Raw genomic sequence first — 26,853 nt, forward strand, 5'->3', positions numbered from 1 at the left:
TAACTGTTATTCGCGATTGTCGGCCTGCATTCCCTAACCCAATAAGGATACATCATGGAATTTGTCGGTGATAAAAACGAGCGCTATGAATCTGAGTTGCCAGCAACGGGCAAATACCCAGTACTGAACATTTCAGAGTTTCAGTCTCTGTACCATTTCCAAAGCAATGAGACAGAGGCAGGCATTCTGCATCACGCGAAGGTGTCACGCATCAAAGTGCATTCTGAGCTTAAAGACACCTTAGTGCCTTTTGCTAGTTTGACGGCGTTATCCCAAAAACGCTTTGGTGATGATGACTCTGCCGAAACACTTTACAAGCAGGCTGTGTTCGCACTAACCGCCGCGCAACTGATTAGCGTGCAAATGAGTGGTGACGCCACCGCCGAAGCGGCAGACAGACAAGAAGCGCTCACCAGTAAGAAAGAAGAGTGTGAAGTGCAGTACCGCCAAGCGGTAGACATATTAATTCACGCAGAAGAAACCTACTGCTTCGAGAGAGTGTAATGAAAGCACTGCAAAGCTTAACGGACTTATTTAAAAGCCATGTAACAGACGCGGCCAAAATGGATGTGTGGGCGGAGGATGGCGCCTTATTTTGTGGACAAGGTGCTTTTGTCGATGGATTTGAAATTGAATACACCGCCATCGTTTTCTTGCAAAGCGCCAAGTTAGAGCCGCAAGTTTTGTTTATGCATTTAGTCAGCTGGCTTAATAAGTTCGACCCAGAGCGAGCGGAAAAAGGCTTACCCATGCCGACGTTCGCGCTAGAGCCTCTCGATAAAGGTGTGTTTGATCTCAAGCTGAAAATTGATATTCGTGAAGAGTTCGACCTTCAAGAAAGCGAACAAGGAAATTGGAAGCAAGGGGATACCCGTTATGAATGTGTCAGTGGTTTTGAAGCGCGAGCCGATGAAGACCAACTCGGTGAATTGGTCCACTTTGTCGGCCACTTAGGTGATTTGCCATGAGTGAATTAACACTCGCGACGCCTGAACAACTGACTCAAGTTGTGGAAAGTTTAGTGCTTACGGCCAGTGATAAGTTTGAGCTTAATAAACGAATGGCCAACCGAGCACGGCAGTTCTTTCGTCAGCAAATTCGCGCTCAGCGAGATATAGACAACAACCCGTACCAAGGCCGAACGCGGCGAAAGACAACCCAACTATGGGATGGCACTCAAGCGCAGAACACCGTTAACAATAAAAACATGTTGCTTGGTTTTGGTCAGGCGTTAAGAACTCACGTTTCAGGAGAGAGCTTTGAGGTTGGCCTAAAAGGCATCGCTGGTCGCATTGGCCAAGAGCATAACCAAGGCGCTCAAGTGTCATTTACGACACGTGTTAATGGTCACTACAACAGTAAAACAGGTCAATGGACAGGTGGCGTGAAAACCAAGCGCAATTACCAAATGCCCAAACGAACCTTCATTGGTTGGACGCCTGCTCTAGAGCGAGAGTTACTCGCCATGGCAGCGGAACACTTTGCACTAGAGGATGCAGCGTAATGGATAAACAAGAAGTAGATAAAACGGCGCTACCCACTTTCAAGATTAAGCCAGCGAAAACAAGTTTAATCGTGAAAGACCCAACAACCCGAGAGCCACTGAAAGCGGCAGGTGAAGATAAACCTCGTAACGCTTACTGGCTACGTCGACTCGCTGAAAAAAGTATCGTGGTCATCGATAAAACAGCCAAGCCCACAGCCAAAAAGGAAACTAAATAATGAGTATTGGTTTTGCTGAAGTACCAAGCACCGCTCGCGTTCCCGGTGTCTACATTGAAATTGATAATAGCTTGGCAAACAGCGCAGAAGACCTGCAAGTTATCTTGGCTATCGGTAATGCGGTCAGTGACGCAACGGTCGCGCCAAACAAAGTCACGCTTTGTATGGATGAGACGATTGCGGCAGCTTCGTTTGGTGCCAATAGCGACATCGTGGAAATGATCACCTATTTCCGTAAACAAGATAAGACCATGCCTATCTTTGCGGTCAGTGTTGAAGATAGTGATACCGCAAGCGCCTTAGCCGCATTGGGTGACGTTCAATATCACCACATCATGTGCTCATTGAACGACAACACCACCATTCGTGAGTTAGGGACTTTTCTTGAAGAGCGATATGGCGCATTAGAGCAAGTACCAGGCATCGCGTATCTACCCAAGAAAGGCACACACGCAGAGCTCATCACCTTTGCACCAACAAGCAACTGCGCGTTGATCAACTTTCTGCCCATCAATGACTTGGGTGACTCTGCAGAAGCGCCACTGTCTGACGCGGCAGCGATTGGCGCATGGGTTGGTCAAATCGCCCCCTCACTGGCTATCGACCCTTGTAGACCCCTGCAAACGCTCAAGTTGAACGGTGTTTACTCTCTGGCAGCACAAGAATGGGACTGGGCTGAACGTAACCTCTTTTTGTATGACGGGTTAAGTACCTACACGGTGAACTCAGCGAATGAAGTGTTAGTCGAGCGCGCCGTTACCGCTTACACGGAAAACGCAGCTGGCGTAACGGACAACAGTTACCTTGATGTCATGACACCGGCAACCGCCATGTATTTTCGTCAGAAACAGCGTTCATTGATCTTAAGTGTCTACCCTCGCCACAAGGTAGCGAAAGACGGAACCAAGTTCGCCAAAGGTCAGCCGATTGTGACGCCGACCATGTTCAAAGCCAAGCTGTTGACCTTGTATCGAGATTTGGAATACCAAGGCATCGTGCAAGATTTCGATGGCTACAAAAAGTCGCTCATTGTCGAGCTCGATGAAACCAACAAGCAGCGCGTCAACTACCAAGATTCACCGCAGTTCGTGAACGGTTTGATTATCGTTGCAGGCAAAATTCAATTTAGGAAGTAAGTCATGGGAACAAAAATTACTAGCCGTGCAGTCCTTAACGCCGGCTCATTGGGGCGCCTTCCCATCAAAGAAGGGGCGGAATATGGCCTCGGCAACATGAAGCGCGAAACCATAATGGGTGACGATGGCCCTTTGGGTTTCTCTGAGCAATTCTCGGATGCGCCTTTTATTAAATGCACCATCATTCACGCTCAAGACACCGATGAGAAAGCCATTGCTGATTTTGTGGGTGAAGACATCACTTTAGAAACGAACACGAACCGCGCTTACACCTTGAAAGGCGCATGGACAGTCGACCCGCTTACCGTTGCGGTAAAAGATGGTCAGCTTGAAGTGCTCTTCAACGGTGACGAACTCATCCCGCAGTAAGGAGAAAGACCATGTTATCCATACTGATGAAACGAGAGGCTCAGAAGGCAAAGCCAGAACCGGTTGAAACCTTTGAAGCGATCGACAGTGTTGACGCTATAAACGAGTCAGCAATAAGCCAAGCCGTTCGCACCGCTTTTGCTGATAAGCCCTGGGAAAAGACGCAACTCGTGTTTAAGCAAGACCAAAGCTACTTGCGCACCTTGTCTGGTTCGAAAGAGAAAGATCCGTACAAGCAAGAGCTCATTAACAAGTACCGACCATTGGTTGAAAAGCTACTGGACACTCACAAAGGCGACTACGGCAACCTCGATGTGATGTGGTGCTTTTATATGTGGCACTTTGACCTTGGTCAGTTTGAAGAGATCCACGATGACTTTCGAGCGGCCATCGATGGCGGATTAGAAACACCGGCTAATTTCAAAGTGAATGGTCAAACGGGCTTCTGTGATTACGTATTTAAGTACACGCACAAAGCGCACACCGAAAAGAAAGAGTACAAGCGCGAATACCTGCTTAAAGCCGTAAATGATTTACTGGCGGGTGAGCTTGCTACTAACGCCCCACTTAAAGTGAAAATGTTCCGCCTTGTCGGTGACTGGCACTTTGAAGCTGGTGAAAAAGAAAAAGCGCACAACCTGTTTGAGATAGTGATGAAGCTAGATCCACAAAAAGGCGGCGTGAAGAAGAAACTAGAAGCATTACAAAAGGAGCTTGGTTATGACCAACCCCATTAAAGACGAGTCACAAGTCAAGGTCGCGGAGCTGGCTTCGCCTATTGAAAAAGACGGCAAAGCGCTTACGCATATTGATATCAGCAAGCCACACTCTGGGCATTTACGCGGGTTGAGCTTGATAGATGTGTGCGGAATGAAGTTTGAAGCGGGACAAACCCTATTACCTCGAATCTCTTGCTTGAACGAGCGTGACATTATCAATATGCCTCCAGAGAACTGGGCGCCATTGCTCACGACGCTTGCCTCTTTTTTCGTCGCGACGGAATAGTAATAGATCGAGTTGAAAACTATTACGCAGATATCGCCCTTGTGTTCCATTGGCCTCCAAGCGAAATAGACAAACTCAGCTACGACGATCTATTACTGTTTCGAGAGCTAGCCAGGCAAAGGCACGAACAAACACCACAAGAGAGCGAATAAGCTCTCTTTTTTTTGTATCAACAAAAGGCTATCCAGAATGAAAATGAAATTGTCTGTTCTCATGGATATGAAAGATAAAACTTCAGCCGTTCTCAAAGGGATGAGTGGCGAGAGCGATTATTACGCCAAATCTATCAAGAAGGTACAGAAAACACAGGCTGATGACTCTGCCGCCATGGGGATGATTGATTCTTTTAAAACGTCACGAAAAGCAATGGACAAGAACGCCATTGCGGTTGCTGCGGTCAGCGAAAAGCTTGAAGAGTTAAAAGTAAAAACGGCAGGCGTTGAATCCCCAAGTGCGGCCCTAACGGAGAAAATCACAAAGCAGCAAGCTAAGCTGAGCAAACTGAACACGGAGCAAGAGGGGTATAAATCCCACTTAGAGAAACTCGATACCCAGTTAAAAAAGACAGGTGTGAATGCGGGAAATCTCGATGATGAATACGACCGATTGAATCGAAGTTACAAGAAACACGGTAAGGAAATTGGCAGGCTTAGTAAGCGTTATACCACCTTACAAAGAGTCATGAGCCCGATTCAAAAGCTGAACCGTTCGCTCAAATTTCCCAAGGTCGGCGCTGCAGCGGCAGGAAAAGGCGCCGCGCTTTTAAGTGGTTTGAGCTTTGCTGGGTTAGTAACACAAGTGAATGGCGCTGCAGGTGAAATGGACAACCTGGCAAAGACATCGGCGACCCTAACTCTACCCATTCAAGAACTCCAAGCCATGCAGTCCCAAGCTGAACATGCGGGGGTAAGCTCTGACGCACTGTCTAACTCCATGCTTCGCTTTACCAAGCGACTTGGCGTGTTGCAACAAACGGGCTCAGGTGCGTTAGGCTCTTACCTCAAGAAGAGTGAGAACGCGCTGCATAAAGACTTACAGGGAGCAAAAGACACTAAGCAGGCTTATGAGATGCTCCTTGAAGAGTTCTCTCAGCTTGAAACGCCGCAAGAGCAAATGGCCTTTGCCGATGCGGCCTTTGGACAAGACGGTCGCAAAATGTTGATCATGTTGCGTGAAGGCACCGAAGGATTAACGGCAGCAAGAAAAGAGCTCAATGCATTGGGCGGCGGTGCGACGGCAGAAGATGCGGCGAAAGCGGAAGCCTACAACGATGCTTTGCAAAAAATCGAAGAAAGCGTTCGCTCTATGAAGTTTGCAGCACTTGCACCCATCATGGAAAAAGCAACCAAAGCATTCACCCAGTTTTCTGAGAAATTTAAGAACGCAGCCTGGCGAACCGATTTTATCGAAAAGCTAATCCAAACCGTGGACGGTCTTTATCAAGGCTTTGAACTGCTAGGTAAAGGGCTTATTTGGTTAGCGCAAAACTTCAAAGGGATTCTGGCGACGGTCGCCATTTTGAAAGTGGCGTTGATTGCTTTGAATGCGGCTGTTCTGGCAAACCCAATCGGGCTTATGGTGGCCGCGGTTGCCGCTGCAGTAATCGCGCTCACTTATTTAATCGATAAGTTCATTGGCTTAGACAAAGTCATTAAATGGATTGGTGACGGCATTGGCTGGTTATGGGATAAATTCAAAGCGCTAATAAACAAACTGCCAGATGCACTCATCCCTGATGGTTGGAAAATTCAAACTGATGAAGCTGGCCAAGAAGTCGATAACTTAGCCGCTAAACTCAACCGTATTGAAGATAAGAGCGCGACGCTTGGCATTACGACCAATGAAACCCAAAATAAAACTGAGCGAACCCAAACCGAGCAAGGATACCACGCTTATCAAGTTGGAGGGGTTCAGCCTATTAAGCAAAGCACTGCGTATAGCCCTCTGGGCAACCAAACCGTGAAAAGCAAATCTGAAGTGTCATTGACCATCAAGTCAGACAAACCAGTCGCAATTGAAAAAGCTAAGAGCGAAAAGGGAACTGACTTGAACTTAGATGTGGGGAATATGGCGACAAGCTTTTAATCTATAGAACTTGTCAGGGAAGCATTAGGAAAGGCTTATTAGCTGTTAACTGGCTCGATGTTGCAAGCAACGGTGATTGTAGTTCTTACAAGCTTTGTTAAAAAATGAAGCTTAAAGGAGGGAGGAGTATATATGGTTGTTAAGCCACCAGAGCTAGATCCGTTTTTTCGATTCGTTCGAGTGGCTATCGTTAAGGCTCTTGGAGGTAAAGAGTACGCTTGTTTACCAAACGAGAGTATTGAGCAATATATCAACAGTAAACCCTAATATCATGCCTTTGCTTTACGACTTCTTTGTAAAGTTCGATTACTTATACGTACTACGCCAGTCTAATTCCACATTAAATAATGAAGAGTCAGAAGTGTTGCTTACAGCCATGTAATATTTTCCTGCCGAATATTTACACATCAATATACCAATAGTTGCATATTAATGGTGTAATTAGAAAAAACATAAAAGATGTAGATCTAATATAGTGACCTCTAAATAAGGCATTAAAATAATATTTATCATTATTGGGAATGTAGAACCATAACTCATGTATTAAATTAATTGATTGTAATTTGTTAGTTCTGGTTTATAGGTATTATTTTTCTACGGTTCAATATTACATTACTTTAATTGGAAAAAGTTCTAGACTTTTTTGTTATCAATAACTGATTAATGATTCGTTTATGGAATATGGGTTGTGTTGGATAAGAGTTAAGTGATGGGGGCTTTGCTTTCTTCAATTTAAACAATAAATTATACAGAACGAATAACCGTAAAAGATAACCTTTTGAAATAAAGGTTATCTTTGGTTTTATCAGTTAGAAATGTCTACTTTACGTTCAAGTTTAAGTGTCGTTCAGAGTTAAGTAAAAAAGGGAGCATCAACCATCATTGTTAAATATTTGTTATTTTTAGGAAGTTCTTAATATATGCTCAATCCATAGCCGCTCGAATATGCATATGTAACTGTGATACGTTATAGAAAATTGGCGATTAGTGCTTATTTAAAAAAACAAAGTTAATAACATTTGCGTTACAAGGTGGTAGCTGATGGTAATAAGACAAATTGCGTTCTGTGTGTTCGCTTCATGCATTACATACAATGCTACGGCGAATAGCGACTTCTACTTAGGAGGTAAAACTGGTTGGACCCATTTCTCCAATGGCTGTGAGTCGCACCGTTTGGAATGTGATCAAGATGAATTAGGTGCCGGTATCTATCTTGGCTACAAGATCAATGACTGGCTAGCTATAGAGGGGGGATATGATTATTTTGGTGAAGCTGAAGCGGTATACCCTAGCCTCAATGATCCATCAGTTAAAGCGCCTTATAGTGCGAAGGTTCAAGGTATCGAACTTGGACTTAAACCTGATTTTAACCTAACAGAAAATCTTAGTATTTTCGGAAAAATCGGAGCTCTTGGCTGGCAAGCAGACAAGACCGGAAAAGAATTAAACTACACCGTGAACGCAAAAGATAAAGATATTTCATTAATGCTTGGAACTGGGCTGGAGTATCGTTTAACTCGGAATTGGGGGACTCGAATAGAGTATCAGTGGTTCGATAATGTCGGTGGCAAGGATACCGGGGGATCCAATATAAACTTTCTTACCTTGGGTTTAACCTATTCATTTGGAGCCGGAGAAGAAGAAACCATAACTGAACCTGTAGCCCCCGTACCAATAAAGGTTATTGAAGAGAAAGTAATAACTTTTGACGAGTTTAGTGGTAATACCCTTTTTGCTTTTGATAGCTCAGAACTATCAACTGATGCTGAAAAATACCTTCAAACGATTTTAGAACGCCTTAAAAATAATGAGCAATCAGAGCTTACTATTATTGGTCACACCGATTCTGTTGGTTCTGAGACTTATAACCAGGCCCTATCGATGAGACGAGCTCAAAGTGTTTCTAATTATTTTAAGAGTAAACTGGTGTCAGATAATCGCATTCAAGTTAAAGGAATGGGAGAGTCATCACCAATAGCTGATAACAGTACTATTGAAGGTCGCGCAATGAATCGTAGAGTTGACATTATTTCTCCATCTTTTTCTATTGAGGCAGAACATGAATAAATTTTCTTTCTATGTTTTTAGCCTAGCATTATTGGCTGGGTGTGGTGGGGAAAACAGTGGCTTACCATCACAAGGTAATATACAAGGCAATGGTGACGGTGGTGATGTTTCGTATATAAAGCCTGAAGCATTAGGGGTCGCGATTAATGGTTCTGTTGCTGTAGGTGAAACTCTTACTGGTCAATATACGTTTTCGGATCCAAATACTCCAACGCGTGCTGAAGGCGTTAGCACTTATCGTTGGTTAGATGGTTTAGGAAATCAGTTGGGGGTATCAACACCTATAACTATTGATGCGAGCTTAGATGGCAAAGAGATCCAGTTTTGTGTAATACCTATTGCGATTGGTACTGAAAATACAGTTGGTCTTGAGGTGTGCAGCACGAAAGTCACAGTTGTCCAACAACCAATAATCACTAGTTTGTCTAAATCCGATGAGTTGGCTGCTGGTAATTCGATTAGTGCTTCTTCGGTTTGTGGCGATTGTGATGCATCCAAAACAGTTTACAAATGGACAGTAGACACTAACAAGAATGGAACCTTTGGTGACACTATCACCGTAAACGGTCAACCTGTAGAGGACCGAGCAATCGAAGGAGGGGTAATTAGTATTCTCGAGTCCGAAGTGGGAGCTGAAATACAGCTTTCTGCCCAAGCATTTTCAACAAGTGGGCAAGCGTATAGTGTAGTTGAACACAATACATATAAACGCAGATTCTTGGTTGATGCTTTAGGTACATACGGTGGATTCTGGGGCTTACTCAATACCGGTGACCTAGTTCGACTAGGTGTATATGATAACAATCATGACGGTGACCTATTAGATATTAACGATAAGTTTGTAAAAATTGGCACAGCATGGGATTGGTACAATTACGCGATTACTGAAACGGGCAAATTAATATACTCAGGCCCGTATATTAGCTCTTACGGTGTAACAGGTATTGATGCAGATGTTGTTTCAGTTGTTGGAAACAGAGCAGCAGCTGCTGCTCTGAAATCTACAGGTGAGGTGGTTACGTTTGGTACTGACTCATATGGTGGAGTCATCCCCGCATTGATAGCTCCAGAGTTATATGACATCACAAAGGTCGTTGCTGGCGATTACTCTTTCACTGCACTCAGAAAAGACGGCAAAGTGTTTTCATGGGGGCTATCTGATATTGGCAGTATCAACGATGCTGATAACAATGATATTAAAGATGTATTTTCCAATGAAGCCGCATTTGCTGCATTAAAAAATGATGGTTCAGTAGTTGCTTGGGGATATTCAAAACTTGACTATCCTTCAAATGGCTTAGGGCTAGGCTCTGATTCCTCTGGTGTCGATTTTACAGGTGGGGTTAAAACCATCGTCGCTAGTCGCTTTGCTTTTGCAGCAATCAAAAATGATGATAGCGTGGTGACATGGGGTAACACACCTTATGGTGGTGATAGTAGTTCCGCAGACTTTACTGGTGGAGTGACAAATATCGTTGCGAGCCTTAAAGCTTTTACAGCGCTGAAGAAAAATGGAGAGGTTGTGAGTTGGGGGGTATTTGGAGCAGCTCCAGCTATAACTAATGCAAAAGAAATTTACGCCACTAAATTAAATACAGGTAGTGCTTATGACAGTGGAGCATTTGCTGCGCTGCTTGATGACGGAACTGCAATTGCTTGGGGAGCTGCGCTTGATGGTGGTGATATTACCCAACGATCAAGTACCCTCGTTAATAATGACATAACCGCGTTAAAACCAGCTTGGAAATCTTTCTTAGCTATTACCGATGAAGGAACCAAAGGAGGTTGGGGGGAGTTTTCTCCTTCAGTAAATGCTGATGTAGAGAATACATTCGTATCTTATTTCCAGTTCATGACTCAATTTAAGGATAAGTCTGTGTTGGTTGAAGGGGGCGGTTGGTGGAGGTCAGCTGAACTGTCGGAACTGGATCCAATAGATGTGTTACTAGAAACCTCAATATAACCTCTACTGAAACTAATGTAGCAACGAATAAAACCCAAACTAACTCATTCAATGAGTTGATTTGGGTTTAATTTTCTATTCTCGCCAAGGTAGATTTAAGCTTCAGCGCATTCACGTAATATTTAGGTACTCTTCTACCCCTGCTCTTCTAATCGATAATGCCAACATTCATTCGGTTGCATCACTCCGTTACTCTATGGCTTCTTTCTAAAATTTGATTACTTGTGCGCTGCAACAAGCAAACGCGCCACTAAGTACCGAAGAATCCGAAGTGCTACTTTCAGCCCAAGACTTGATTGACGAAGTACGCCTTACTGCCATGTGATCCCTTTCTTGTTAGTTCACCATGAGTACTTAAAATAATTGAGGTGTACCGAAGGCCTCATCTTGCTAGCTAACTGCTCTACTTCGTTTATACTAGGCACAACTTATCTATAGGCTGTGATTTCAAAAAACTCATTGGTACACCTATAGTACTCCTCATTCGATTGGAACCCTTACACCACATGGCTCTCAAACCCACAATCTATAAGTTTCGTATCTCTTTAACTGATATGAATCGCGACTATTACGACTCTTTTAATCTAACGGTTGCACAACACCCTTCGGAAACAGAACAGCGAATGATGGCTCGAATCATGGCTTTCTGTATCAATGCCTCTCCTGAACTTGAGTTCACCAAAGGGTTGTCTAGCATTGAAGAACCCGATTTATGGCAGAAGTCGTTAGATGATCAAATCCTAGAATGGGTTGATGTCGGCGAACCCGATCCAGAGCGTGTTAAGAAGGCAACTCGTCTATCGAAATCAGTTCGCGTATTCAGCTTCAACACTAAATCAAATGTTTGGTGGGAACAGAACAAAGGCAAATTCGGTTATCTAAAAGCTCAAATCGTTCGTCTAGACAACGATGGTATTGAGCAGCTTGCAGCGATGACACAACGCACGATGGATCTTTCTGTCATGCTGACAGGCAACTCTGCTTTCGTTAATAGCGATACACAATCAGCAGAAGTCACATGGGAAGAGCTGCAGAGTAATGACTGAGCTTCCAACCAGTAATCAGCAAAAGCTTGAAGCAAACCAACAAGCTAAAACCAGACTTCACGTTTGTTTGAAGGAGTCTGGCTTAGACTCAGTAACTGCGATTGCGACAGGTTTTGAGAAAGAGCTAACGTCTTTTATTGACGAAAATCATGCCCTGTTTAAACACGCTTGCGAGAACAAACCGGACAACTCTGCACGTCAGACGTTGCTTGGTCTGCTAACTAAAGTACATATCGATGTAAGCTATCGCTTTGAAAGTAATAAAGAAGCGAATGAGGCGATGCAAAATGTATTCGATAATACAGTGGGCACTGAACATAGCGACAAGTTTCAAAACTCTAACGCCCAACAGTTAAAACTAGTCACGCATTTGTGGTTATTCATTCAAGGACGACTAGGAATGGATTACAGCCTAGCCAATGATCATGCTGCTGCGACCGCAACATTACTGTCTCGCCTTTCGAGAAATACTGATGACGAGATTCGAGTCGAGTTCATGGGCAGCTTTTATGATGGCTTGAACCTCTATCAAGCTGAGAACAAACCATCAGGTTTTGTTCATCGCTTTAAGCGTTTGTTTAATCTTACTTAAGCATTCCACCAGCAGTTGTTTCTAGTTACGCTCTATATTTTCGATAGAGCGTACTTTTCCTCTTCAGCCCCAAAAGATTCCCTATTACGCTCGTTCCTCGCTTTAGGGAATGACGAATATGACTGAGTCGCTCACTCTGCAAGATCGGCAGCGTGTGCTTCTAAAAGGCTGACAATAGAATACAAACTGAACCTCCACCCTCGTATTTTCCCTTATGAGCAAACCGATCTTCTCCGTCATCCCCAAGAAGGAGGAACGACTGAATCGGGGATCTCATACAAAATCAGAAAACAGCGCAGACAAACAGATTCCTTACTCGCTCCTTCTTCACTCTCGGTAATGACAACATTCGCAGTCATGCAGTTAACTTTATTACAGGCACAAAAAAGCCCCGCTGAGAGCGAGGCTTAGAATCTTGGTTGCCGATTTGCTGAGGCTAAATCGTACTCATCGAATCACGAAGCGAATTAACGCAGGCCGTGTAAGAATTCGTGGCGCGTTGCTGGGTTTGATCTGAAGATACCACCCAATGCTGTCGTTGTTGTTTCGCTAGTTGCGTCCATTACACCACGTGATTTTACGCAGTAGTGAACCGCATCCATGGTTACAGCAACATCATCGGTTTCTAATAGCGTTTGCAATGCAACAAGGATCTGCTGTGTCATGCGCTCTTGAACTTGCGGGCGCTGAGCAAAGAATCGAACAATACGGTTAATCTTTGAAAGGCCGATGATTTTCCCACGCGGGATATAAGCGACCGCTGTTTTACCATCAATCGTCACTAAGTGGTGCTCACAAGTACTGGTCACGGTAATATCTTTTACACGTACCATCTCACGAACGCCCATCTTGTTTTCAATTACCGTAATTTTAGGGAAATTGGCGTAATCCAAACCAGAGAAAATTTCATCCACGTACATTTTAGCAATACGTTGTGGTGTTTCTTCCAAACTATCGTCTGTAAGATCAAGTTCAAGGAGAGTTAGAATCTCACGCATATGGTGTTCGATTCGTTCCTTTTTCTCTTCTCGGCTAACCTGATTAGGACGCATTGGTGTCTCTAATCCGCGGCTTGCTAGCGCATCTTTAACCAACTTCGCTGATTCGCTAAGACCTGACATTGAACTTCCTCTTTTATTGCCCCTTCTGGATGGCAAACAAGGATACTCGTAATTTTGAATAAATACACCCATATTTTAAGGGAGGTCATTATTTACGGGGGTTAAACTATGCTAAAGTGGCTGCAATTTCGTTGGTAAATAGTATTAATTTGATCATTATTGAATCACTGCTGCCAACCACCAAATCAAAATAATAACGACCAAAGGATTTCAATTATGGGCTGTTGCGACGCTCCCGGCTTAATGCCAATTGAAGAAGCACTAGACAAGCTGCTATCACCAATCAAACCAATCCAAACGACTTTATCTCTGCCTCTTGCTGAAGCATTAGGTTATGTCCTTGCTGAAGATATTCTTTCCCCTATTTTCGTACCTCCTTTTGACAACTCAGCAATGGACGGCTATGCACTGCGCTTAGCAGACCTTGAAAACGGTAAAATGCTGCCTTTAGCGGGTAAGTCTTTTGCAGGTCAACCTTTTGAAGGTGAATGGCCAGCAAATACCTGTATTCGCATTATGACTGGCGCAAAGATCCCGGAAGGGTGCGACGCCGTAATCATGCAAGAAAACACGGTTGAAACTGACGCTGTCATTGAGATTCAACAAGACGACATCAAGCTGAACAATAACATTCGTCCTACTGGTGATGACATCAAGCAGGGTGATATCGTACTTAGCCGCGGTGAACGTTTAACACCTCGTGATATTCCAATGATTGCTTCACTGGGTGTAAGCCACGTTACAGTACTACACAAGCCTAAAGTCGCGTTCTTCTCTACTGGCGATGAACTAAAACCATTAGGCCAGCCTCTTGAAGACGGTCAGATCTACGACAGCAACCGCTACGGCATTAAACCGCTGATTGAAGCGTTTGGTTGTGAAGCTATCGACCTAGGTATCATCCCAGATTGCCCTGCAACACTTAAAGAGACGTTCGAGAAAGCACAGCAAATAGCAGACGTGGTTGTGACTTCTGGCGGCGTAAGTGTTGGCGAAGCGGATTACACTAAAGACATTCTTGAAGAACTGGGGCAAATCGGTTTTTGGAAACTTGCAATCAAACCCGGTAAACCGTTCGCATTTGGTGAGTTGGATAACGCGTGGTTCTGTGGCCTACCGGGTAACCCAGTATCAGCGATGATGACGATGTACGTACTGGTTCAACCTATGCTGGCTAAGCTTGCGGGTCATACCGCGTGGACAGCACCAGAATCTATTCCTGCTATCACCAAGTCTGCATTCAAAAAAGGCCCAGGCCGTACTGATTACCAACGTGGCATCTACTCGATTGAAAACGGTCAGTTTGTCGTAGAAACAACCGGTAACCAAAGCTCTGGCGCTTTCCGCTCAATGAGTTTAGCAAACTGCTTTGTGGTACTAGAGCGCGAACGCGGTCGTGTTGAAGTTGGTGAAACGGTTCAGATCCAACTGTTTAACTCGACGCTTTACTAACGAGGCTCACTGATGGAAATACTGTCTGACACAGAGATGCTTCGCTACAACCGCCAAATCATCCTTAAGCAGTTTGATTTTGAAGGCCAAGAAGCGCTAAAGCAGAGCTCAATCTTAGTATTAGGGGCTGGAGGCTTAGGTTGTGCCTCTGCTCAATACCTTGCGACCGCGGGGATTGGTAAGCTGACACTGATCGACGATGATATTGTCGAGCTTTCAAACTTACAGCGACAAGTCCTTCACGCCGATGCTGACATTGGTAAGAAGAAAGTCGATTCTGCCGCTGAGTCGCTGCAGGTATTGAACCCTCATCTGACAATTGAAACTGTCGACCACAGGCTTGATGATCAAGCGCTTGCAAAGTTGATTGAAACTCACTCTCTTGTTCTTGATGCCAGTGACAACGTCGAAACACGTAATCAGTTGAACCGCCTATGTTACGCATCGAAAACACCATTAGTCTCTGGTGCTGCGATTCGAATGGAAGGTCAGATTAGCGTATTCACTTATCAAGACGCCGACGCGCCGTGTTATCAGTGCTTGAGTGCTCTATTCGGCAACGCCGCACTAAGCTGTGTTGAAGCGGGTGTAATGGCACCTGTTGTTGGCATGGTAGGCGCGGCGCAAGCTCTAGAAGCGATTAAGGTGATTGCTAAATTCGGGCAACCAAAGCAAGGCAAGCTTTTGATACTCGATGCGATGTCGCACAGCTGGCGTGAGATGAATTTGATGAAAATGCCTAATTGCTCGGTGTGTGGATAGACTAAACCATCCTCCTCTTATCGAGAGCCTAAGCCTTGACTATAAGTCAGGGCTTTTTTATTCCTGAAGTTTAGCTTCTACTCAGGGTTATCAATTTGAAATAATTATTAAGGGATTAGTTTCATTTGAATTCTCATTTTGAGAAAACAACAAGAACTTGAATTATCAAAAATAAAAACATATAAAATCATAAGCTTAAAAATGGCACATTACTTGACTAAGTATCTAGACCTTCCATCACAAGGGTGTAGATATGAGAATTACAACGTTAAGTTTGCTATTAAGCGCGCCACTGGTCGCCAACGCAGCGCCATTCGATACTTGCCCGAGTAAGGCATACCTCTTTCAATCCACCCCTGTGGAAGTTTGGGGCGTTAACCTAGTGACTGGTTCAACGACCCTTCTCGAAGACGACACGGGGATGAACGCTAACATCAATGGTGTCGGTTTCGACTTCGAAGACAGATACATCTACGGTTATGACACCACTAACAAGCGCTTGGTGCGCCTAGGCAAGGATTTCCAAGCAGAAGTCATCAACACCAGTGGACTGCCGACAGACCATACCTTCTATGTGGGTGACGTTTACGATCATGTTTACTACCTGTACCGCACTGGTAAAGGGCTCTTCACGGTTGATCTATCACCTTTGGATTCTGATCCAAATGCGACAGTTACCGTTAACAAAATCGCAGGCAGCCCAGCAACAGTGAAATTAACTGATTTCGCTTTCCACCCAAGCGATGGCTCTCTATATGGTATCGATAATAACTCTGGTGGCTTATACAGCTTCAACCCTACAACTGGTGCCGAAACCTATATCGGCGACACCGGCGAGTTAGGTACGTTCGGTGCTGGCTATTTTGATGTCAATGGCTACTACTACGTATCGCGAAATCAAGACGGTAAAATTTACCGTATCAACCTGTCTCCAGACAACGCTGCCAATATCGCGGCAGGTATTGTTCCAGCCGTTGAATTTGTTTCGAATGGCCCAGCTTCTGGTCAAAACGATGGTGCTCGTTGTGCCAACGCACCTGTTGTTGATGAAGATTCAAACATCGACTTCGGTGACGCGCCAGACAGCTACCTAACTCTACTAGCGAGTAATGGTCCTCGACATGAACTCGATGGTGTCACATGGTTAGGGACAGATGCACCAGATGCAGATCTGGATGGATACGTTTCTCCACAATCGGATGAAAGCGTCGGCATTGATGACGAATGGACGAATGGTGGTATCGGCTTCGTAACCGCACTTGAAGCTGGCCTCGATTCGAAAGTAATTATTGAAGCTTCAACAACGGGCTATCTTTCAGCTTGGATAGATTGGAACCAAGACGGCAGCTTCGACGGCGCCAACGAACAAGTCTTTACCGATTACTTATTGGCGGCCGGTGAGAACGACTTATTCTTAAATGTCGATATTAATGCCTTAACGGGTACCACTTGGGCTCGATTCAGATTCAGCCAACAAACTAACCTGAGCTACTTTGGTGGTTCTACCTCTGGTGAGGTGGTCGATATTCAAGTCGATGTTCTTAATGATGGCGCAACGGCTCGTTACTTCCCAAGTGCTTCTGGCTACGCCACCCTAGCGTATGAAGACAATTGGCCTTATAAAGCCGACTATGACATGAATGATGCCGTTATCATGTATCGCATCACTGAGATCTTAAAAGACGGTAAGGTTGTTAAGTCTACCATCGATGGTCGCCTAGCGGCTGTGGGGGCAACCTACAAAAATGGCTTTGCGATTCGCCTACCAAACCTTGCACCAAGCTCGGTAGATACCGTTAACTCATACATGAAACACAATGGCGTATTCACCGATTTAGGTATGGAAGACGGTCGTAGTGAAGCTATCTTTATCGCCGCTGAAGACTTGTCTGAAAAAGCGAATACTTCATGCGCCTTCTACCGTACAAGCAACGCTTGTAAAGAAGATGAACAGTTCGCATTCCAAATCGGTATCAACTTATCAGGCGACGGTGTGAGTACTGCGTCATGGACAGACATGCCTTACGACCCCTTCATTTTTGCAACACCGGGCTACTATCACGGCGACAACCTACCGATGCACCCAGGGCGTAGTTGGGAAGTTCACTTGCCAGACCAAGCACCAACCGAGGCCTTTGACACTGTGAACCTATTTGATTCTGGAATCGGTGTTGATGATAGCGACCCAGCAACAGGTAAATATTTCAAAACAGCAGAAAACCACCCTTGGGCACTGATTATCACGTCAACAGAAGAGTGGGAATGGCCACAAGAATACGTTGATATCGTAACTGCTTACCCAGAGTTTAAGCAGTGGGCAGAGTCAGGTGGTGACAATAACCAAACTTGGTACACATCACCAGCAGACAACCAATGTTACGAGCCATAAGGAGAGACGTCATGAGTATCAAAGATAAACCTAATCGCGAACATCATAACGTTGAGTTGAGAAGCAACCTCTCTAAGGAAAATAATATGTCTGCACAAAGCTCTTGGAACATGAAGAAAACAATGACCGTAGTTTTAGCTACAGCCCCACTCCTACTAGCAGGTTGTGGTGGGGGCGGAGGTGGCGGTGGTGGCAGCACGGCTTCTCCTTCACCATCATCACCGGCGACACCTGCAACGCCAGTAACTGCAACGCCATCACCGTCTCCAGTAGCCAGTGCAGCAGCGGAACCAACTTACACTATGAGTGATTTAGTGGTACCCGATGGTTTTGATTACAGCTCTGTAGAGCAGTTTGATATCGACATCGACATCAGTAGTATTTCAACAGACCGTTCATTTGTTACCGTGTATAGCCGTTTTAGTGCTCGTGACGACTCGACATTGAAACCAGACTACTCAAGCAAAGTGATTGCAGGATCATTAAACAATGGTGTGTTCGCCTCTAACTTCTCGAGCCCAGTCAACCACGATTCACTTCTTGTTGAGATTTGGTTTTACGATGGGCAGCCACCTCTACAAAAAGTAGTATCGAGCAGCAACTCTCAGATCGTGTGGTAATGAAAGTTTAGCTTCGAATATCAGCAACTAAAAGTGAGCAGCAATGCTCACTTTTTTAATCGCCCCACACTAATAACAGCGAAAATTATCTGATAGGCGTTCATTCACTTTACTTCGAATCTAACTTATATTTTCAAGATAACCTTCAAAGACTTACTCTCATGAAACAGTTAAAAATAGGTCTACTTATATTAATGTGTGGTGTCGGCGTATTAGTTGCTCTTACCCATTTCCCGTTAACGTCACAGACGGGGCAACGTATTGAAGCCAAAGTGATTTCTAACACGCTCACTCAGTCACTAGACGGACATAGGCGCTACCTCACGGTTGAAACTCAAAACAACGAGATATTTCGCGTTTCCATTCCACCAACAACAGACTGCCCTCTTGATTCTGTGGTCGCGCTTGATACATTAAACAATCAAATAACCGGACAAAGCAGCTATCAGTTCATCCACTGTAGAACAGCGCCTTAGTCGTCGATATAACAACAAGAATGGATATAAGAAGAATGACTCAGCCACTCATTTCACCAGAACAACTTCAACAACGTTTGCTAGAAGAAAACAACATTATAATCCTAGATGCCAGTATCGAATTTCAGATCCCAAGTGAGTCAGAAAAGATCAAAGGACAAATGATTCCTGGGGCTATTCGTTTTGACTACAATAAAGACTTTTGTAACAAGCACATTTTGCTTCCTCACATGTTCCCGACCGAAAAACACTTCAACACTCGCGCAAAAGAAATTGGCATCAATCAAGACAGTACGGTTGTGGTTTACGATAACTCAGGAACCTTCGCATCCCCTCGTGCGTGGTGGATGTTTATGGCAATGGGACACAACGACGTATATATCTTAGATGGCGGTTTGCCAGCTTGGATCGAAGCCAGTTACGCGACCGAGACTGACTATCGAACCGAAGTAAAAGTGGGTGATTTTGAAGGCAATATTCAAGACAACTATTTTGTTACTGCTCAGCAGATTGAAGGTTACTCCACTGCCAAAAGCGCAAACATTGTCGATGCTCGTTCTCAAGCTCGCTTCGATTCAGAAGTTCCTGAGCCACGTGAAGGCTTACGTAGTGGCCATATACCGAATTCGATTCGCCTACCATTTGCCCAAGTGCTCGATAACGGTAAGTTAAAGCCTCAAGAAGAGCTCGTCGATATCTTTTCAACGTTGCAATTAACCCCTTCTCAGCCGATGTTCTTTAGTTGTGGTTCTGGAGTAACAGCCTGCATCATATTATTAGCCGCTAAACTGGCCGGATATTCAGGTGAAATGGGCGTTTATGATGGCTCATGGACTGAATGGGGCGCTAACGAGAAATTACCCATCACTGTGACTAAAAGGTAATTCAACTTCGCTTACTGCCACTGTTAGAATATACTGCGCATGCATAAAGAGCTTACTCGTAGTGATGACTTAACGTCTCACACAGTAAGCTCTTTGCTTTGCGGTAATGCTACGTCGTTTGAAAACAAATCTGGATTTACTCGGTTGCTTTTTAATCTATAGCGATTTATTGACCATAAACCGTGATTAATCTTGGGTAAATCGTTATCAATGTGGTGAATAATAATATTTCACTCAAGAATCTCTGCTCGTAGTCGTTACACTATTTAATCATTGATACTGTCATCATTGATGTTTGTATCTTTCGTTGCACGAATCACGCTGACGACCCAATAGTTTGTCACTTGCACTCTGTTAAAAGTAGTAACCAACAAAAGGCATCTCATGGCTCTATTTAAGAAAAATATCTGGTCGCTGTACGCGTTGATCGTACTACTGACCCTGATACTTTTCGCCGCGTTGGGCGTAACTAAATGGCAAGCCAACAGAGATGACTTCACCCAACAACAACATATCCAAGTCGAGCTTTTTTCTAGCTCTGTAAGCTCACTCTTGACCAGTCAAGAGGCACTGCTTGAAGTGGTTGGGCACCAACTCGCCCAGCAGTCTGACTTCACTCGTACTGCCTCCATTCAAATTCGACCAATACTGGATAAACTGCTAGATACTCACCCTGCGATTGCAGCGTTTGGCTTGTTGAACACCGACGGTGACTACCTCTCGATCAGCTCAAATCTCCAACTTGCGAATCAAAGGAACTTGCTACAATACGCGCCAACGAAAGACTCCTTTTTAGACGCACTATCAAGCAGTAGCATGGTGCTTGGCCGTACCTATTTTCAAGAATCGTTGAATAGCTTGGTGATCCCGCTGAGAAAATCCATTTCGATCGATGGTAATAAAATCGATGCAGTAATGACCGCAGGGCTGCGGTTAGACGCCACGATCGTATTTGAAAATAATGCTCACGCCGGAAGTTTCAATACACTAAGCCTGATCAGAACAGACAGTTATCGCCAGTTTTATTCGAGTGATATCGAATCTGAGAGTGCATATTCCTCTCCAGTCGGCAAAGATGTCCTACAACGTATTGCACGGACCTTTACCGACCACTTCGGAATCAGCGTGCAAGAAGCGATGAATGGGCAAAAAACCTACTCTTTTGTCGTCGACGATGAACAATACCACTCTTTAATGAGCGCAAAATACATCCCAAACTACAAATTATGGGTGGTTGGACGCACGGATCTAACTCACGTTGATAGCATATTTATACAAGAGTTCAGCATTCTTTTCGTTGCCTTTATTTTTCTTCAATTTGGTTTCTACTTTTTGGTTAAGTCGATTGCCAAGAATGAACAGCGCACTCGTAGCCAACTCATTTATCAGGCTAACCATGATCCATTAACCTCTCTACCAAACCGCTTGTACATGCGTAAAAATATTGGTAAATGGATTGAGGATGAGTCAGAGCAGTTCTCGCTGTTGTTTATTGATATCGATAACTTTAAATGTGTCAATGATACCCACGGACACGACTTCGGCGACAAGGTGCTCAAACAAATAGCTTTGCGTTTGATGCGATTCCGATCTCGACTCAGCCTCTTAGTACGTGAATCAAGCGATGAGTTTTTGTTCTTAACGCCATTGTCGAATGAAGCTGAGGTAAAACGACTCGCCAAGCGTATTATTGAAGTACTTTCTCAACCTTATGAAGTTGAAAGCGCTCAGTTTTTGTTAGGTTGCAGCATCGGCGTAGCTCGTTTCCCTGAACACGGGAAAGATCTAGATAGTTTATTACGTTCTGCCGATATTTCGATGTACAAAGCGAAACAACAGCAAAACTCATACAGTATTTTCACAACGGAAATGCAAGATGCGCACCTCTACAAAATGAAAGTAGAACAAAGGCTACGCATCGCTATCGAGAAACAAACGCTGTTCATGGTTTTTCAACCGCTAGTTCGTGCAAATGAAAGTATTCATGGTGTAGAAGCACTCGTTCGCTGGATTGATGACGAATTGGGTTTTGTACCGCCAGATGTCTTCATACCGGTTGCTGAGAACACAGGCTTAATGCAAAAACTGGGTACTTTTATTATTGAGTCCAGCATTATGCAGATCGCCCACTTGCACAGAACAACGGAACAAAAGATCGGGTTGTCGATCAACATATCAGTTCGTCAGTTTTCTCATCAATCTTTCTCTGAGCACCTGTTCGCGACACTAGAAAAGTATCAACTCTCTCCTAGCTGTTTAACGCTAGAAATTACAGAGAGCTTGTTCATTGAAGATGTAACTTTAGTGAAACCGACTTTTGAAGCCCTCAAAGAGAAGAATATAAAGATCTCTTTAGATGATTTCGGTACTGGCTATTCATCACTGAGTATGTTGAAAGCACTCCCTATCGATGAACTTAAGATCGATAAAAGCTTTATTGAAAATATTGCGGTGGATCAGCAATCATTAACTATGGTTCAAAACATCATAGCAATCGGCAAGAACTTTGGCATGGTGGTATTGGCTGAAGGCGTAGAATCAAACGAACACTTCGCGATTCTAAAGGCGTGTGGATGTGACTTAATGCAAGGCTATTACTTCTCTCGCCCTATTCCTTACGATGAGCTGTGTGAGTTTTTATCTCCAGCTTTAGCAAAGGAAGTCGAGCTGACAGAATCCGAAAGTTAACGAGTAGCGTCACGATTCAAACCTCTAGACATTGGCTGAATCAAGCAGATGGGGAAAGTAGATTTACATCTATGCTTCCCCAAAAACCATAGATGCATTTAAAGCTCACTCAATCTGGATTCGGTAAATTTTGGCTCCATAAGTCACTCTCTATCTTTTTTTGATATCCGTACGCAAACAACTTTTGCATATACTCTAGGCTAAACGAGTTAAGGTTATCTTTCGAAAAATCATCGTCTATGTAAGCAAGATGAAAGCCAATCTGATTTCGCTCACTGTAATTATAGATATGTTCTATATCACCAATACTTTGCCGGCGAATCAAAATCGATAAAGCACGGTAAGAGACTGACGCTAAACCATTTTCCACTTCTTCGAATTCTGGCTTCAGGAAACCATTACGTATGACGTAGATGTTCCTTTTTACGTCTCTTGACGTTGACGCCAAAGGTGTTTGAAAACCTTGAGGAATGAGAAACACTTGTCGTGACACGCCACCATCTACATGCAACTCATCTAGCGTTCCTCCTTCATAAGGCAACACAATTCGAGTCGCAGGGAACAGGCCTGGTACAGCACTACTCGCGATAATAATATCTTGAATCAAATACTGTGCTTCAGGCGTACCGATCTGCGCTATTTTTCCAATGTCCCAAATTGCCATTTTTTGATTATCTAAACTGGTTGTTGCTATCAGCAATAACCGCCCTTTACTTCTCTCAAGAGCAAGCTGATTAAGCATAGTGACATCGACAGCGTGACGCACTTTGCGTTCAAAGCCACTCACATCCACCATTGAGTTACGAAAAGGTAACTTAAAAATCGAGTTACGCTTAAACATCTCTTCAGCTGACGTTCTCGTATAGTAGTACTCTAGTGCTTGATCGTAATCACTTCCTAAAAAGGCAAACACCGACACAATTGCACCGGTTGAAACTCCCGTGACCACGTCGAACTCGGGTCGAGTACCGCTTTTGGTCCATGCATTCAAAACACCAGCAGAGAAAGCTCCATCAAACCCGCCCCCAGACAAAGCAAGATGATTCACCTGTCCAGACAGGTTACTGTGCTCAACTAATGAATCTATCGCGTTATCGATATCGTAATTATCAGCAGAGTTGACAGACTCATCCCAAAATCTCAACCCAGGAGTATTAAGGGGATTTATCTGCTCAGACTTTAAGGAGATGTTTCGCTCAGGGGTTTGTGCGCACCCAGACGTGACGAGTATCAGTAACAGCGTAATAACTACCGCATAATGTGGCGTCATTATCGTTTCTCTTTCAAACTTGGGGAGTTATCTAACGCTTTATATTCAAGTATTTTTTGCATCAAAAAAATAAATAAAGCGCTGACGACAACTGCAATAAAAATTGAACTAAACCTATATAAAATAGAAAAAATAGCGTCTTGCTCACTTGGGGTTATAGCAGTTGTCAAAGGTACCGTTAATGAAGCCATCCCGGCAGAGGCAACGGCAGATTTTAATTTACCTTGTGTGTGCCAATAACAGAATGGCCCCATAGCAATTGTGAATAATAACCAATACAAAATTGCATTTTCGTACCATGGTCCAAGAATCAATTGCACAGCCAATCCTGTAATACAGCCCAGCGCTGTACCAATCACTCTCACTTTGGCCATTTGCACTGCACCTGAACAAGTTAAAGGTGCCAAAATTACAAGTATTGATGCGTATGCAGCCGATGAGTCATAAAGATCAACAACTTGAAATACGATAAAAGACAGCATCACGACAACCCAAATCACCATGATTTGCGTTGCATCGTACTGAATAGGCAGTGCTGTTTCTTCTGGCTGTTGGTTCTTGTCTGTCGCGTCCGGGAATAGCCAATATGCCATAGAGCAGATAACAATATTCATAAAGCAATACACGCCAATCGTGATTGATATTTCTTCTATGTCGATAAAGTCGTAACTACTTAGATGTAATAAAATAGATATCGCAATCAATCCCATATACCCGATAATAAAGGTTTGTTTTTTTGTCATCGCAATACATTTAAAGAGAAATACTCCCGCTACAGCGATCAACAAAGCAAAGGGATAACTTCCGAAAGCTCCCCATAGTAAATTAGCCTGAATTATTGACCAAAGTGCACTAGCCGCAATGATCAACAACAGAGGTAGGTTCAAACTATCACTTAGGCTAAGTACAAAAAGGGGCAGCAGAATCGCCAAAAAGCCCAGTTCCCAGCCCATACTCATACTTATGGCTAAACCGAATGAACAACCAAACCATATTCGAAACGTCTTCATCGCGACCGCCTAATAGATGAAATGAAACCAGCTAACCAAACGGATACGCATCTTAGCGACAAGCCCCCAAAAGCGATTATCGTTTGAGTACAAGGCTAACGTCGCTCTAGAACCAACAAATAGTGGGCTCGGCAACACACCGTCACTCTGTAGATTAATTCTTGTTCGTTGCGCATCGCGTACCCAACGGTTATTCCCTTCAATTTGAGTTAACGTACCGTTTGGGGTTTGGTGAGCGGAAGCAACACCTAAATCTCGGCTCGCGACGCGATAGTCAAATATCTGTCCGGGATGAGCATCAAACGTAACAAGCGCTCGATAGCTTTCTTGAACATGCGCCACAGACTTTTCTCTAAAATCAGCCGCGACCCACATAGAACCATCAGATATTAATGTAATCAACGGCATATTGGCTGTCGCCATTGCTCCAACTTCTAAACGTAGGTTAGTAACGACACCATCGCTTTGTGAACGTACTGTGGTATTCATTAAATCAAGCTGTGCTTGCTTAACTCTACTTTCAGCCAGCAATACATCAGTTGTTGGCTGACCCGCTTCTCCTAAACGAGCGACCAAAGTGCTAAGGTTATGCTTTTCAATCTCAAGTACCGAGCTTGCAACTTGGTACTGTTTAAAAACATTGTCTAGATATGATGCCGACACTGCTTGATTTTTGGCAAGCTCGGCAATTCGTAGATAGTCTGTTTGTGCATTTTTATAACTGGCTTCGGCCCTAGATATGCTCGCTATCGCCATCTTTTTCTGAGCATATAAAGAACGTTCTTGTTCTTTTGCCGCTTTCAATGACAACTCAGCTTGCTCCAGCGCTATTTGGTATCGACTCGAGTCCAGTTCGAATAGCACGTCGCCCTTTTCAACCACCTCATTGTTCTCAACGAATACTCGTATGACTCGACTTGTCACCTCTGGCGCTATCTGCACAACTTGTCCATAAACACGTCCTTCTGTTGTGAAAGGAGCTCGACGATCCGCGATAATTAAATACACAAATAAGACAACAAATACGCTACCAAAAATTTTCATAGTGCGCTTAAATACTTGCTTTTGCTTCATGCTACATCCTAACCGAAAAGATTTTTGTGCAATTATAGTCATAATAAAATCTATCTGGTATGCTCATAAAGAGCCCACACTTGAGCTAAAAATAGGACAATGAAAGCAAGTTTTGACGATATCAGACTATTTTCCCAAGTCGTACTTCATGGAGGGATCAGTGCTGCAGCTAAGGCAAATAATATGCAGCGCTCAAAGGTCAGCCGCCGCTTAAAAGCGTTAGAATCCTCTCTAGGTACAGAGCTCTTGATTCGTACCACACGGAATATTGAACTAACTGGGGCTGGGAAACACTTGTACGAATTGGTGGCTAAGCAGGTTTATCACATTGAGCAGGGAGTCGAAGCGTTGCAGGAAAGTCAGCGGGATTTCAATGGCCTATTGCGCCTAGCCATTCCGTCAGCTTTAATGAGTTCTAGTATTTTTAATTCCACTATCGAAGACTATTCAGCACAGTTTCCCAATGTGCAAATCGAAATTGAAAATTACCAAGATTCCGTGGACTTAAAGCGCCAGGGGCTTGATCTACAGATACTGCCTAATACCGTCGAGATCATCGACGATAGTTATGTTCAGTTTAGCTTGCTACATTATGGCTCAAGGCTCATCGCAACCAAACAGTACCTTGATAGTCACCCCTTCTGCGAAAGCTTAAATGACTTAAAGCTCCATCGTATTTTGTCCAATAGATACAGCGCTGACTTTCTTGATAAGTCCATTCAAATCCATTTAAAGTCCGACGATCTAAACCTTTTACTCAAGTTAGCGTTACAACACCGAGGGATTGCCTTTCTTCCAGATATCTATCTAACGCGATCAGGGGATGAATCCAACCTAGTACATGTTTTGCCAGAGGTTGATTTCCCTAAATTAAGTTTGACCATGATCTACCCTTCCGCGAATTCGTTATCGAAAAAGACTCGCTCATTCATCGATCTGTTTAAGCAAAATTTGGAGCAAAGTTTTTCACCAGAATAATTACTAAACCGACAGTACAAAGCGCAAATTTATGAGGTGTTTACCTATAAAATAGCCAACTATTTAACCGAAAAGGGAGCCTAAGTTGGCTCCCTTTTTTACTCTATAAATGATCTATTTATACACCACTTAACAGAGCCGCCC

The 26,853-nt window shown here is 43.9% G+C and carries 27 protein-coding genes; 23 read left to right on the forward strand and 4 right to left on the reverse strand.

Annotated features, from left to right (window positions below; translation table 11 throughout):
* Positions 1-54: 54 nt before the first annotated feature.
* The 15 genes from CWO13_RS00445 to CWO13_RS00515 all read left to right on the forward strand — a co-directional run bounded on the left by CWO13_RS00445 (position 55) and on the right by CWO13_RS00515 (position 11,985).
* Positions 55-504, forward strand: coding sequence for a head completion/stabilization protein (locus CWO13_RS00445; RefSeq protein ID WP_181359902.1), 450 nt, complete (start codon positions 55-57; stop codon positions 502-504).
* Positions 504-968 carry a phage tail protein gene (locus tag CWO13_RS00450; RefSeq protein WP_102258097.1) on the forward strand — a complete coding sequence of 155 codons (465 nt, stop codon included), beginning with the start codon at positions 504-506 and terminating at the stop codon, positions 966-968. Before CWO13_RS00445 ends, CWO13_RS00450 begins: the two co-directional genes overlap by 1 nt.
* Positions 965-1,504, forward strand: coding sequence for a phage virion morphogenesis protein (locus tag CWO13_RS00455; protein WP_108082335.1), 540 nt, complete (start codon positions 965-967; stop codon positions 1,502-1,504). Before CWO13_RS00450 ends, CWO13_RS00455 begins: the two co-directional genes overlap by 4 nt.
* Positions 1,504-1,722 (forward strand): DUF2635 domain-containing protein, encoded by a 219-nt coding sequence (locus CWO13_RS00460; protein WP_108082336.1) that lies wholly within the window; start codon positions 1,504-1,506, stop codon positions 1,720-1,722. Before CWO13_RS00455 ends, CWO13_RS00460 begins: the two co-directional genes overlap by 1 nt.
* The gene (locus CWO13_RS00465; protein WP_108082337.1) at positions 1,722-2,858 is read left to right on the forward strand and encodes a phage tail sheath subtilisin-like domain-containing protein; all 1,137 of its coding nucleotides are present in this window, start codon (positions 1,722-1,724) and stop codon (positions 2,856-2,858) included. Before CWO13_RS00460 ends, CWO13_RS00465 begins: the two co-directional genes overlap by 1 nt.
* 3 nt (positions 2,859-2,861) lie before the next feature.
* Positions 2,862-3,227 (forward strand): phage tail tube protein, encoded by a 366-nt coding sequence (locus CWO13_RS00470; protein WP_017109406.1) that lies wholly within the window; start codon positions 2,862-2,864, stop codon positions 3,225-3,227.
* Between the two features lie 11 nt (positions 3,228-3,238).
* Positions 3,239-3,964: a phage terminase small subunit gene (gpM, locus tag CWO13_RS00475; protein ID WP_108082338.1), complete on the forward strand. Its 726-nt coding sequence runs from the start codon at positions 3,239-3,241 to the stop codon at positions 3,962-3,964.
* Positions 3,948-4,232: a phage tail assembly protein gene (locus tag CWO13_RS00480; protein ID WP_004737238.1), complete on the forward strand. Its 285-nt coding sequence runs from the start codon at positions 3,948-3,950 to the stop codon at positions 4,230-4,232. Before gpM ends, CWO13_RS00480 begins: the two co-directional genes overlap by 17 nt.
* Positions 4,233-4,264: 32 nt before the next feature.
* A complete protein-coding gene (locus CWO13_RS00485) occupies positions 4,265-4,384 on the forward strand; it encodes a GpE family phage tail protein (protein WP_258182968.1) in 120 nt (39 codons plus the stop codon).
* 37 nt (positions 4,385-4,421) lie between these two features.
* On the forward strand, positions 4,422-6,317 hold the full coding sequence (locus tag CWO13_RS00490; protein ID WP_108082339.1) for a hypothetical protein: 1,896 nt from the start codon (positions 4,422-4,424) through the stop codon (positions 6,315-6,317).
* 132 nt (positions 6,318-6,449) lie between these two features.
* Entirely contained in the window at positions 6,450-6,584 is a 135-nt protein-coding gene (locus CWO13_RS23570; protein ID WP_258186353.1) for a hypothetical protein, read from the forward strand.
* 774 nt (positions 6,585-7,358) lie between these two features.
* Entirely contained in the window at positions 7,359-8,384 is a 1,026-nt protein-coding gene (locus CWO13_RS00500) for an OmpA family protein (protein WP_108021086.1), read from the forward strand.
* Positions 8,377-10,347, forward strand: coding sequence for a hypothetical protein (locus tag CWO13_RS00505; RefSeq protein ID WP_108021085.1), 1,971 nt, complete (start codon positions 8,377-8,379; stop codon positions 10,345-10,347). The genes CWO13_RS00500 and CWO13_RS00505 overlap by 8 nt, the downstream gene beginning before the upstream one ends.
* A 506-nt stretch (positions 10,348-10,853) precedes the next feature.
* Positions 10,854-11,393, forward strand: coding sequence for a YaeQ family protein (locus CWO13_RS00510; RefSeq protein WP_017631131.1), 540 nt, complete (start codon positions 10,854-10,856; stop codon positions 11,391-11,393).
* On the forward strand, positions 11,386-11,985 hold the full coding sequence (locus CWO13_RS00515) for a hypothetical protein (RefSeq protein WP_048659986.1): 600 nt from the start codon (positions 11,386-11,388) through the stop codon (positions 11,983-11,985). Before CWO13_RS00510 ends, CWO13_RS00515 begins: the two co-directional genes overlap by 8 nt.
* 467 nt (positions 11,986-12,452) lie before the next feature.
* Here the strand turns inward: CWO13_RS00515 and folE are convergent, their stop codons facing one another.
* Positions 12,453-13,106: a GTP cyclohydrolase I FolE gene (gene folE / locus CWO13_RS00520; RefSeq protein ID WP_048659985.1), complete on the reverse strand. Its 654-nt coding sequence runs from the start codon at positions 13,104-13,106 to the stop codon at positions 12,453-12,455.
* A gap of 216 nt (positions 13,107-13,322) precedes the next feature.
* Between folE and moeA the strand changes: the two genes are divergently transcribed.
* The 7 genes from moeA to CWO13_RS00555 all read left to right on the forward strand — a co-directional run bounded on the left by moeA (position 13,323) and on the right by CWO13_RS00555 (position 22,377).
* Positions 13,323-14,558 (forward strand): molybdopterin molybdotransferase MoeA, encoded by a 1,236-nt coding sequence (moeA, locus tag CWO13_RS00525; RefSeq protein ID WP_048662565.1) that lies wholly within the window; start codon positions 13,323-13,325, stop codon positions 14,556-14,558.
* A gap of 12 nt (positions 14,559-14,570) precedes the next feature.
* Complete coding sequence (gene moeB, locus CWO13_RS00530) at positions 14,571-15,320, forward strand: molybdopterin-synthase adenylyltransferase MoeB (protein ID WP_048662564.1); 750 nt, start codon at positions 14,571-14,573, stop codon at positions 15,318-15,320.
* A gap of 253 nt (positions 15,321-15,573) precedes the next feature.
* On the forward strand, positions 15,574-17,709 hold the full coding sequence (locus CWO13_RS00535; RefSeq protein WP_102432964.1) for an LruC domain-containing protein: 2,136 nt from the start codon (positions 15,574-15,576) through the stop codon (positions 17,707-17,709).
* Between the two features lie 11 nt (positions 17,710-17,720).
* Entirely contained in the window at positions 17,721-18,329 is a 609-nt protein-coding gene (locus CWO13_RS00540; protein WP_102432963.1) for a hypothetical protein, read from the forward strand.
* 161 nt (positions 18,330-18,490) lie between these two features.
* Positions 18,491-18,805: a hypothetical protein gene (locus CWO13_RS00545; protein WP_102432962.1), complete on the forward strand. Its 315-nt coding sequence runs from the start codon at positions 18,491-18,493 to the stop codon at positions 18,803-18,805.
* 35 nt (positions 18,806-18,840) lie between these two features.
* A complete protein-coding gene (locus CWO13_RS00550) occupies positions 18,841-19,689 on the forward strand; it encodes a sulfurtransferase (RefSeq protein WP_108082340.1) in 849 nt (282 codons plus the stop codon).
* A gap of 384 nt (positions 19,690-20,073) precedes the next feature.
* Positions 20,074-22,377 carry a putative bifunctional diguanylate cyclase/phosphodiesterase gene (locus CWO13_RS00555; protein ID WP_108082341.1) on the forward strand — a complete coding sequence of 768 codons (2,304 nt, stop codon included), beginning with the start codon at positions 20,074-20,076 and terminating at the stop codon, positions 22,375-22,377.
* A gap of 109 nt (positions 22,378-22,486) precedes the next feature.
* On the opposite strand, the gene CWO13_RS00560 is transcribed toward CWO13_RS00555, so the two are convergent.
* From CWO13_RS00560 to CWO13_RS00570, 3 genes are read right to left on the reverse strand one after another with little or no spacing between them, the layout of a single operon-like run.
* Positions 22,487-23,647 carry a patatin-like phospholipase family protein gene (locus tag CWO13_RS00560; RefSeq protein ID WP_065676218.1) on the reverse strand — a complete coding sequence of 387 codons (1,161 nt, stop codon included), beginning with the start codon at positions 23,645-23,647 and terminating at the stop codon, positions 22,487-22,489.
* The gene (locus CWO13_RS00565) at positions 23,647-24,657 is read right to left on the reverse strand and encodes a DUF2955 domain-containing protein (protein ID WP_108082342.1); all 1,011 of its coding nucleotides are present in this window, start codon (positions 24,655-24,657) and stop codon (positions 23,647-23,649) included. Before CWO13_RS00565 ends, CWO13_RS00560 begins: the two co-directional genes overlap by 1 nt.
* A 9-nt stretch (positions 24,658-24,666) precedes the next feature.
* Entirely contained in the window at positions 24,667-25,731 is a 1,065-nt protein-coding gene (locus CWO13_RS00570; protein WP_108082343.1) for an HlyD family secretion protein, read from the reverse strand.
* A 99-nt stretch (positions 25,732-25,830) separates the two neighbouring features.
* On the opposite strand from CWO13_RS00570, the gene CWO13_RS00575 reads away from it, so the two are divergent.
* Positions 25,831-26,709 (forward strand): LysR family transcriptional regulator, encoded by an 879-nt coding sequence (locus tag CWO13_RS00575; RefSeq protein ID WP_108082344.1) that lies wholly within the window; start codon positions 25,831-25,833, stop codon positions 26,707-26,709.
* Positions 26,710-26,853 lie beyond the last annotated feature (144 nt).

Source organism: Vibrio sp. ZF 223 (genome assembly GCF_003050585.1).
Classification (GTDB): Bacteria; Pseudomonadota; Gammaproteobacteria; order Enterobacterales; family Vibrionaceae; genus Vibrio; species Vibrio crassostreae.

Bases quoted from the DNA above. Each gene is read 5' to 3' on its own strand.
- CWO13_RS00445 (WP_181359902.1), top strand. From the start codon at position 55: ATGGAATTTGTCGGTGATAAAAACGAGCGCTATGAATCTGAGTTGCCA.
- CWO13_RS00450 (WP_102258097.1), top strand. From the start codon at position 504: ATGAAAGCACTGCAAAGCTTAACGGACTTATTTAAAAGCCATGTAACA.
- CWO13_RS00455 (WP_108082335.1), top strand. From the start codon at position 965: ATGAGTGAATTAACACTCGCGACGCCTGAACAACTGACTCAAGTTGTG.
- CWO13_RS00460 (WP_108082336.1), top strand. From the start codon at position 1,504: ATGGATAAACAAGAAGTAGATAAAACGGCGCTACCCACTTTCAAGATT.
- CWO13_RS00465 (WP_108082337.1), top strand. From the start codon at position 1,722: ATGAGTATTGGTTTTGCTGAAGTACCAAGCACCGCTCGCGTTCCCGGT.
- CWO13_RS00470 (WP_017109406.1), top strand. From the start codon at position 2,862: ATGGGAACAAAAATTACTAGCCGTGCAGTCCTTAACGCCGGCTCATTG.
- gpM (WP_108082338.1), top strand. From the start codon at position 3,239: ATGTTATCCATACTGATGAAACGAGAGGCTCAGAAGGCAAAGCCAGAA.
- CWO13_RS00480 (WP_004737238.1), top strand. From the start codon at position 3,948: ATGACCAACCCCATTAAAGACGAGTCACAAGTCAAGGTCGCGGAGCTG.
- CWO13_RS00490 (WP_108082339.1), top strand. From the start codon at position 4,422: ATGAAAATGAAATTGTCTGTTCTCATGGATATGAAAGATAAAACTTCA.
- CWO13_RS23570 (WP_258186353.1), top strand. From the start codon at position 6,450: ATGGTTGTTAAGCCACCAGAGCTAGATCCGTTTTTTCGATTCGTTCGA.
- CWO13_RS00500 (WP_108021086.1), top strand. From the start codon at position 7,359: ATGGTAATAAGACAAATTGCGTTCTGTGTGTTCGCTTCATGCATTACA.
- CWO13_RS00505 (WP_108021085.1), top strand. From the start codon at position 8,377: ATGAATAAATTTTCTTTCTATGTTTTTAGCCTAGCATTATTGGCTGGG.
- CWO13_RS00510 (WP_017631131.1), top strand. From the start codon at position 10,854: ATGGCTCTCAAACCCACAATCTATAAGTTTCGTATCTCTTTAACTGAT.
- CWO13_RS00515 (WP_048659986.1), top strand. From the start codon at position 11,386: ATGACTGAGCTTCCAACCAGTAATCAGCAAAAGCTTGAAGCAAACCAA.
- folE (WP_048659985.1), bottom strand. From the start codon at position 13,106: ATGTCAGGTCTTAGCGAATCAGCGAAGTTGGTTAAAGATGCGCTAGCA.
- moeA (WP_048662565.1), top strand. From the start codon at position 13,323: ATGGGCTGTTGCGACGCTCCCGGCTTAATGCCAATTGAAGAAGCACTA.
- moeB (WP_048662564.1), top strand. From the start codon at position 14,571: ATGGAAATACTGTCTGACACAGAGATGCTTCGCTACAACCGCCAAATC.
- CWO13_RS00535 (WP_102432964.1), top strand. From the start codon at position 15,574: ATGAGAATTACAACGTTAAGTTTGCTATTAAGCGCGCCACTGGTCGCC.
- CWO13_RS00540 (WP_102432963.1), top strand. From the start codon at position 17,721: ATGAGTATCAAAGATAAACCTAATCGCGAACATCATAACGTTGAGTTG.
- CWO13_RS00545 (WP_102432962.1), top strand. From the start codon at position 18,491: ATGAAACAGTTAAAAATAGGTCTACTTATATTAATGTGTGGTGTCGGC.
- CWO13_RS00550 (WP_108082340.1), top strand. From the start codon at position 18,841: ATGACTCAGCCACTCATTTCACCAGAACAACTTCAACAACGTTTGCTA.
- CWO13_RS00555 (WP_108082341.1), top strand. From the start codon at position 20,074: ATGGCTCTATTTAAGAAAAATATCTGGTCGCTGTACGCGTTGATCGTA.
- CWO13_RS00560 (WP_065676218.1), bottom strand. From the start codon at position 23,647: ATGACGCCACATTATGCGGTAGTTATTACGCTGTTACTGATACTCGTC.
- CWO13_RS00565 (WP_108082342.1), bottom strand. From the start codon at position 24,657: ATGAAGACGTTTCGAATATGGTTTGGTTGTTCATTCGGTTTAGCCATA.
- CWO13_RS00570 (WP_108082343.1), bottom strand. From the start codon at position 25,731: ATGAAGCAAAAGCAAGTATTTAAGCGCACTATGAAAATTTTTGGTAGC.
- CWO13_RS00575 (WP_108082344.1), top strand. From the start codon at position 25,831: ATGAAAGCAAGTTTTGACGATATCAGACTATTTTCCCAAGTCGTACTT.